The sequence below is a fragment of the Paracoccus chinensis genome (assembly GCF_900102885.1).
GTDB lineage: Bacteria > Pseudomonadota > Alphaproteobacteria > Rhodobacterales > Rhodobacteraceae > Paracoccus > Paracoccus chinensis.
In genome coordinates this window covers 1-8,147 of the sequence record NZ_FNGE01000037.1, presented here as the reverse complement: position 1 = coordinate 8,147, position 8,147 = coordinate 1, and the positions used below count along the sequence as shown (strand labels likewise).

6 protein-coding genes and 3 pseudogenes are annotated in these 8,147 nt (G+C 61.9%); 3 read left to right on the top strand and 6 right to left on the bottom strand.

The annotated features are described in order from the left end of the window. Positions 1-215 precede the first annotated feature (215 nt). Entirely contained in the window at positions 216-617 is a 402-nt protein-coding gene (locus BLQ03_RS19270) for a transposase (RefSeq protein WP_425415754.1), read from the bottom strand. A 99-nt stretch (positions 618-716) separates the two neighbouring features. Further along, positions 717-845 (bottom strand): annotated as a pseudogene (locus tag BLQ03_RS17010) (IS66 family transposase); the annotation flags it as partial. Positions 846-986: 141 nt separating this feature from the next. Between BLQ03_RS17010 and BLQ03_RS17005 the strand changes: the two are divergent. Together BLQ03_RS17005 and BLQ03_RS17000 are read left to right on the top strand one after the other, a co-directional pair. After that, on the top strand, positions 987-1,853 hold the full coding sequence (locus BLQ03_RS17005; protein ID WP_139166793.1) for a hypothetical protein: 867 nt from the start codon (positions 987-989) through the stop codon (positions 1,851-1,853). Beyond that, on the top strand, positions 1,850-3,355 hold the full coding sequence (locus BLQ03_RS17000; protein WP_090757490.1) for a hypothetical protein: 1,506 nt from the start codon (positions 1,850-1,852) through the stop codon (positions 3,353-3,355). The genes BLQ03_RS17005 and BLQ03_RS17000 overlap by 4 nt, the downstream gene beginning before the upstream one ends. A gap of 101 nt (positions 3,356-3,456) precedes the next feature. Here the strand turns inward: BLQ03_RS17000 and BLQ03_RS16995 are convergent. Beyond that, positions 3,457-4,259, bottom strand: a pseudogene (locus BLQ03_RS16995) (IS5 family transposase). Positions 4,260-5,030: 771 nt separating this feature from the next. Between BLQ03_RS16995 and BLQ03_RS16990 the strand changes: the two are divergent. Then, a protein-coding gene (locus BLQ03_RS16990; RefSeq protein WP_090757493.1) for an IS3 family transposase occupies positions 5,031-6,199 on the top strand; the annotation gives its coding sequence in 2 pieces (ribosomal slippage) (positions 5,031-5,295 and positions 5,295-6,199; 1,170 coding nt in all). A 289-nt stretch (positions 6,200-6,488) separates the two neighbouring features. Here the strand turns inward: BLQ03_RS16990 and BLQ03_RS16985 are convergent. The 3 genes and pseudogenes from BLQ03_RS16985 to BLQ03_RS16980 form a co-directional block, all read right to left on the bottom strand. Further along, positions 6,489-7,529, bottom strand: a complete 1,041-nt coding sequence (locus tag BLQ03_RS16985; protein WP_245688999.1) for a hypothetical protein — start codon at positions 7,527-7,529, stop codon at positions 6,489-6,491. A gap of 86 nt (positions 7,530-7,615) precedes the next feature. Next, positions 7,616-7,705: pseudogene (locus BLQ03_RS19265) on the bottom strand (DUF4236 domain-containing protein); the annotation flags it as partial. 197 nt (positions 7,706-7,902) lie between these two features. After that, the coding region (locus tag BLQ03_RS16980) for an ATP-binding protein (RefSeq protein ID WP_175558938.1) at positions 7,903-8,147 on the bottom strand (245 nt) is incomplete at its 5' end.

Below are 8,147 nucleotides of genomic sequence, written 5' to 3'. Positions count from 1 at the left end.
AGCCGGTAGAGGGTGCGATCCACGGCTACCCTCAGCTTGCGGGTTTTCCGCATGGGGATCACCGGCAGCACATCGCGCGCCTCCATGGTCCTGCGAACATCATCAGAATCGTAGCCGCGATCGGCCAGCAAGGATGGAAGGCTCCGGCAGGTTGTCGGCCATGACCAGATCGAAGCCGAGATAGTCCGATGTCTGGCCGGGCGTGATCTCCGTCCTCATGGGCAGGCCGGCGCTGTTGACGCGGAGGTGGATTTTGGTCGTGAAGCCACCTCTTGAACGGCCGAAACCCTGTCGCGGAGTCCCCCTTTTGTGCCGGCTGCCTGATGATGGGCGCGGACCACGGTGCTGTCGATCATCTGGAGGGCGTCGGGGACCGCCCCACTCGTGTTTAACGCATCCATGATCTGCTCCCATAGCCCGGCCAGCGTCCAGCGTCGGAACTGCCGGTAGACGGACGACCACTTGGCCCTACTCCTCGGGCAGGTCACGCCAGGGCGAGCCGGTGCGATCCAGAAAATGCCATCCAGAACAAGCCGACGGTGCGCGGGTTTGCGTCCGTTCGGGGCGCGGACAGCCCGGATGAAGAGTTCATGGAACGCACACTCCTCGTCCGACATCAGGTCTCGTGCCAGGCTGGTCTCCATCGCGGATACCAGCTTGAATCACGAGCAGCGCGCCCCGTGAATCCCTTTCGTCAACACGGCCTAGGCACGATGGATGTCGACGAACTTGCGCCTGACATGGGCCATGCAGGCGACTTCGTGGATCGCGCCGGACCGATAGAGATCCTCGAACCCGGCATAACCATCGGCATGCATCCAGCCGTGGAAGCGGGCGAGGTGGTCAATTATCTGTCTTTCGAAAGACAGACAGCATTGAGTTGTGTTGTTCGATGAACTGAAATCTGCTATCCTCAATCCATCCGCTATAGCGCCGATTTCCTGTAATAGGTCTCTGCTCACTCTGCATTATTCAGGGGGCGACTCATGGGAAACGTGGAGATACGTGACGGCAGTCCGTGGTGGTATCTCAGTCCTGACATCTGGGTTGTGCCGGGATCCGATCCCCAGGGTGCGCCGGGTGTGCCTGTCGCAGGCAAGCCGGCCTTTGTCTGGGCCCGCCTGACCAATCACGCAGGTTTCGGCATCCAGAATGTCCAAGTGGACTTCTTCTGGGCCGTTCCGACCCCTCAGATCACCAGGGCTTCCGCCAATCCGATCGGGACGGCTTTCGCCGACCTGGCGCCCGCGGGGCAGCCGGGAAGCGAGGTGGAGGTCCTTTGCCTGACCCCCTGGCCGGTTGTCATGGTCAACGGCGGGCACGAATGCCTGATTGCCGAAGCGCGCTATCCCGGATCCTCCGTGCCGGCTTCGCTGGCTGTGTTCGATCCGCCCACCTACAGCGAGATGGCACAGAAGAACCTGACGGTTCTGGCCGCATCCATGATGATGATGCCCCTGACCATAACGATCGATGGCCTGCCACGGCAGGAGAAGCTGTCCAGGCTGGTCGTCGAGGTCGGAGGAGAAGTCGACGAACGCGCCTTGCGCTCCCTCGGACTTCCCGAGCTGCGCCCGCTGGACGGGGCCGTGGAGGCCGGGCTGCGGGACTGGCCGGCTTGCCTCCAGGAGGATGAGCCGACCGGCGACAAGAAGATGGAGCTGAAGGTTCCCCGTGGCGGGCGAGCGGCCGTTTATCTCAACATCCGTGCCTGGGAGATGCGCCCCGAAGGATATGTGCTCGTCAACGTCCTCGAGTTCGACGGCGCAGGCGACAGGAGAGAACCGATCGGGGGCTGTGCCTTCCTTGTCGTCCACGAGGAGATCGCGCGGCAGAAGGAGGCAATCAGATGAGCGCCACCCCCATGCAGGTTCTCACCCGGCCCTTCGCCATCGAGCCGGTCACCTCCATCATGCTGCCGGACGGCATATTCGACAACGCGATCTACGGCCTGCGCATTACCTGCCACTACACCAACACGGGCCGCGAGGATCTTACGAATGTCCGACTCTACCTTGAAAGCGTGAGCGACCCGGGCATTGTGCCGCAGCCGAGAGTCTGGGCCTTTCCGGTCATCCGGGCGGGTGCGACCGTCCGCGTCGGCTGGGACGCCGATTTCCAGAACGCCCGGCCAGGAAAGCCCTTCGTGAGCTTCGTGGCACGCGCGGACGGCTTCGAGGCGCAGCGGTCGATCCGGCAGATCTTCGTCTCGCAGACCCGCTTCGATCCCACCACCAACACCTACAACTGCTCGATAGAGGAAGGCACCATCAGGATCTCCGGGATGAAGGCCATCGGCCCGAAGCCGGACGGATGGTGGCAGTGCAACCCGGACAAGCCGCGCTGCCCGCCGCGGCCGCTCGGCCCCTTTGTGCCGACCGGGCTGACCATGGTCTGGGAACCGAACCCGGCCTATGCCGGCGTTCATGGAGACCTGCCCTTCTCCGATCCCTGGTGGAAGGTGCTCGCCATTATTGTGGCGGTTGTCGCGGCAATCGTGGCGATCGTGGCCGCGGCGCTCGGTGCCGGGAAAGCGAACTTCAGCGTCGGCGGAACCTTCGAGGAGACCGATCCCAGCGTGAGTTGCTGCACGCCCAAGGGCGCGGCATCGGGAAAGCCGGAGTTCACTGTGGCCGGGGTTTCCTCTGCGATCGCATCGGGAGCTATAGCCGTTGCCTGCTCCGATGACGAGGACCCCTTCTTCAGGGGCCAGGCCGCGACCCCGCCCGCGGCAGGTGATCTCACCGTCGCAGAGAATGTCGTCGCCGACTGGACACTTCCTGAGGCGCCGACCGCGGGCAAGCCCTACATGGCCGATGTGAAATGGACCTACACCCGGCAGACCACCGCGGGTAGCGCAAGCCACAGCGTCTCCGAAACGCAGACGAACATCCATGTCGCCGGTGCGCTCCAGGTGGAGACGCCGCCCACGATCCCCGCATTCGAACCCCTGTGGGTAAGGATGATGGTCTCCAAGCCCGAGGGAAACATGTTCAGGGGACCTGAACTCTATGCCTTCGCGCTTTTCCAGTCGCCTGACGGGATCATCACCTTTGTGGTCGACCTGACCGATGACGGGCTGGGTTTCGATGACAAGCCGGATGACGGCGTCTACGCGGGCTCGCTAGACCTGAAACGCGCCTATCGCGAGATGCTGCAGTACGACGCAGAACCCTATGGCACCTGGCGCATCTTCGTCTTTGCGCAGGACGTCAACCTTGTGGCACCAGGCACGGCTCCGGAGATTGCGGCCAAAACCATTGGCGGCTTCTTTGTGGCAAGCGCGGTGGAAATCAACTTCGATCCGTCGCTTCCCTGCCCCTTGAAGGCACAGGCGACCATCACGGTGACCTAAAAGAACAAACGCCAAGCGGAAGATCGCCGATCATTCCCGGCCGTAACGGCTCTGTTGCACAAATCGGGTGATGGCCGAGGTTCTCCTTCTCCCGGTCATGGCTATCCCACAGCTTCAGTGACAGGCATGCCAAGGGCGGTGTAGCCGTTCAGGATGGCGATACGGACCTGAAGTTCGGCAACCTGGCGATCGAAGTCCCGTGCCATGAGCCTCTGGCCCAGCAGCTTTACACAATGCATCTTCGTCTCGACGCGGCTCCTGCGGTGATATTCGCTCCATTGTCGCCAGAGGGCGCGTTCAAGGTATTTCGATGCCCGCAGCGCCTCGTTTCGGGCCATGGCTCCGGCGGTGACGGTCTTCCACAGCTTCGCATTTTTGCGGAGCGGGATGGCAGCGTGAGCGCCGCGGTCACGGTGCCGATCTCTTCGTCCTCCGGGATCTGGTCGAGCAGCTCCGGCAGGATCGGGCTGTCGCCGTCGCGGCTGGGGGTGAACTCGACGGCACGGATGTCGGACGTGGCGGCATCCATTGCCAGATGCACCTTGCGCCATTGGCGCCGCCTCTGAACGCCATGCTTGCGGGCCTGCCATTCGCCGTCGCCGAGGAACTTGATCCCGGTGCTGTCCACGAGCAGGTTCAGCGGCCCGTCGACACGGCGATACAGGATCTGAACAGCCAGGGTCTTCTGCCGACGGCACAGGGTGGAGTAATCGGGAACGGGCCAGTCCAGCCCGGCCATCCGCAAAAGGCTGGCCACCATCCCGGCGGTCTGCCTCAGCGGCAGCTTGAACAGCACCTTTATCGAGAGGCAGAACTGGATGGCGGCGTCCGAGAGCACCGGTGGGCGACCAGGGCGACCCTCATGCGGCGCGAGCCAGGACATCGCGCGGTCCAGCCAGATCAACAGTGAGCCCCGCTTCCTCAGCGCAGCGTTGTAGCTGGACCAGTTGGTCGTGCGGTAGCGGGCGGGTGAGGGCTTGGTCATGCTCAGTCAGATAAGAGGCCAAAGTCCCCATGCGAGCCCCTGCGCGCAGAGTTACGCAACAACGCCGTGAAGCACGCTACGTCAATTCCCATGTCTCCCGCTCCTGCAAAGCGGCGCACCATGGTATAATCTGACTTCAGCGATGTGGCCCACTCCTCGATGAACCTCCCCCACTCATTGGGAGAAAATCATTACCCGCGAAACTTTCGGAATTGGAAGTCCCGCGTGGATGTGCCCTGCGGAAGAAGAATGCACAACCGCCCTAGGCTCGACAGGCGTAAGATCTTTTAAATCAAGCACAGCAATTCCTAGACCGGCTCGGTTTCAACGATAATCTGTGAAAGAGTCGAAGGGCAACCCCTATCTGAATACTCTTGGGTGTGGTCCGGTCATAGAGTCGGCATCGTAGACGGCCTAACGGCAGAATTTCTGCACCGATTGCGAATGACCGATTCGGGGTATGCAACTACACAGTTCCCACGACGCTCGAACGGCTGCTATGGGCCGAGATTGCCGTGCGGCCCAAGTTAACAGCAACTTCCATTAGATAGTCGAGGATTGGTCACCGCACTAGCAGCACCGGCAGCTGGACCTTCTGCAGGATCGCCGTGGTGGTCGAGCCGACTGGCCTGCCCCCTGAAAAGTGGTCCTCCCTGAAGTATGCTTTCGAGCCAGATGGAGGACGAAGGAATGCCCCAGAAGAAGCACAAACCCGAGGAGATCGTGGCCAAGCTCCGGCAGGTCGACGTGTTGGTGTCTCAGGGCCAGTCGGTGGCCGAGGCGGTGCGCTCGATCGGCGTGACCCAGTTCACCTACTACCGGTGGCGCAAGGAGTTCGGCGGGCTGAAGAGCGACCAGGTCAAGCGGCTGAAGGAGCTGGAGAAGGAGAACGAGCGGCTGCGGAAGGCCGTCTCCGATCTCACGCTCGAGAAGCTCATCCTGCGTGAGGCTGCTTCGGGAAACTATTGAGCCCCGCCCGCCGCCGCGCCTGCATCGAGCACGTTCGGCAGAAGCTCCAAGTGTCGGAGCGCCTCGCTTGCCGCGTGCTTGGGCAGCATCGCTCGACCCAGCGGAAGGTGCCGCGGGGGCGGGCCGATGAGGACGCACTGACGGCGGACATCGTTGCGTTGGCCAGCCAGTATGGCCGCTACGGCTATCGCCGGATTACTGCTCTGCTTCGGAATGCCGGTTGGACGGTGAACATGAAGCGGGTCGAGCGGATCTGGCGGCGGGAGGGGCTGAAGGTTCCCCAGAAGCAACCCAAGAAGGGCCGTTTGTGGCTCAACGATGGATCGTGCATCCGTTTGCGGCCCGAGCGCCCGAACCACGTCTGGTCTTACGACTTCGTCGAGAGCCGGACCCATGACGGGAGGAAGTTCCGCATGCTCAACCTGATCGACGAGTTCACCCGGGAATGCCTGGCGATCCGAGTCAGCCGGAAGCTGAACTCGACGGACGTGCTCGACGCCCTGTCGGACCAGTTCATCCTCCGGGGCGTGCCAGGTTACATCAGGTCGGACAACGGCCCGGAGTTCATCGCCACGGCCGTGCGCAACTGGATCGCCGCGGTCGGTGCCAGGACCGCCTACATCGAGCCGGGATCACCTTGGGAGAACGGCTACTGCGAGAGCTTCAACTCCAAGCTCCGCGACGAGCTGCTCGATAGCGAGATCTTCTACAGTCTCGCCGAGGCAAGGATCGTCATCGAGAGTTGGCGTCGCCACTACAATACCAGACGCCCGCATTCATCCTTGGGCTACCGACCGCCAACCTCGCAGGCCCTGCAATGGCCGGCTTCGCCACCCGGAACCGCGTCGCCGGCCACCCCGAGCATAGCACCGACACCCGTCATGCACTAAGATTGGAAACGGACCACCTCATCGGGGCAGGCCAGTAGGTGTATGCTTCATGGAAATACTCTAAGCCGTTTCGTCGCCGATAGCGCGTTCAGATGCCAAACAAAAGCACAGCTATTTGGGAGTGCTTGCTGACGTCCCCGCCGCCACGCCAGTCAATGTCGCGAGCTATGTCGTCGCGGCCGCAAGTTTCCCTATCCTGCGTGGCTTGCTGCAGGAGCATGATTTGCTAATTCCACGACGAGGCGGAAGATGCGGACACCCGGTGAAGGTCACAGGCTGTGCTTGTCCGTCATGCCTGAGCTTTTCTGGGTGTCTCACTCAGTGACAGAGCCTGTTGGTAAGCCTGGAGCGCCTGCGCAAAACTCACCGCTGCTTCAGCGTTCGACACGTGATATTCCTCGGTGATCCCGGTTTTCGAGCGGAAGGTGATCTCGCCATAGAGGCAGAGCGGGATCTGATAGTTGTCCTTGAAGCGCCGATCCGGCGTGCCGTTCTTGTTCGTCTTGGCCCAGGTATGCCCCACGACCATGGCGTCGCCCGGCAGATTATCTTCCTCCTGGAACTGCATGGGGCGTGCTTCAACCTTGAGTTCGCGCAGGTCGATCAGGGCGAAGACGCCATCTGCGCGCGGGATGACGGCGACACCGGGGTAGATGAGGATATCGTCCCCATTGGCATTCTCGAAGCGCATTGCGCGGCCGGAAAAGCGGATGATGTCGCTCGTGCTGAAGTCGAAGCTCACCGGCTTGCGATCGACAGCACGATGCGCATTCGTCCGCTCCCGCGGCTGGTTCGTCGCACGGTCGGCAGTCACGTCCCATTTGCACGCGCTGCGGCGGAGGACCTCGAAGGCACGGACCATTTGCTCATACGCCCGCTGCGCCTCGGGCGCGGCTTCGAAATCAACGGAGATCTTCGTGTTTCTCTCCCATTCCTTGAGCCGCTTCACCTCGCCCTCAATCATTGGAAGTTCCTGCTCCAGAGAGGCGATCCGGCGCCGGAAGAACCAGCGAAAGATACTGGCCTTCTTGCGCGAGAGTTCAGCCCACTGTCGAGCGGCCTCGTCAGTCGCTTCCTTCAGATCGGCCGTCACCTGCCTTTGCTGCTCGCGCGCCGCGGCGATCAGGTCGCGCAATGGTACCAGCGACGTGCTGGTCAGTACCTCGACCGAAGCACTGGCGATCGCCTTCATGTCCGAAGGCGGCACGTAGATGCGAGCAGAGGCGGGGAAGTTTCCGCCGGTCGGGGCGGCACTGGGCAGCGGGTGTGGGGATACGGGTGTCGCCTTGGGATGCGCGGGCGCCGTTTTCCCCGATTCTTTGAAATCCACCAGCATTGTGCTGTAGGAGATACCGGTGCCGGGTGCTCCACCGTAGCCCGCAGGCCCTTGCCACTGATATTGAGGGTGGCGCCCGGACCGCCGATGCTCGTGCTGATGCCGCGCTTGCCGATATTGATGCGGACGCCGGGAAAGAGCGTGAAGGTCTGCCGTAAACGAAGAGCCATAGCGAACTCGGAGTGGGAAACTGGAAACTCTGATCTGATCAGATTGACTGGGAATGAATCGGTCAAGCCCATGCCGAACTGATATTTCTGACGCGGATAGTTTTGTCTCGTAAAAATCCTAGATCTGTTGATTTCCACCCGGAACTGACCCGGGTTTTCCATCGAGAAGTGACCCACCTTTAGTCATGCGGCTGGGGTCATGTCTGGGTCAAGGCATGGGCACCCTCCTTCTTCTTTCGGGTGGCTGCGGCGGTGCTGGCCTTGAAGCGGAAGCTGTCGTTTCCTGTTTCAAGGATGTGGCAGCGGTGGGTGAGGCGATCGAGCAGCGCGGTGGTCATCTTGGCATCGCCGAAGACGCTGGCCCATTCGCTGAAGCTCAGGTTGGTGGTGATGACAACGCTGGTGCGCTCATAGAGCTTGCTCAGAAGATGGAAGAGCAGCG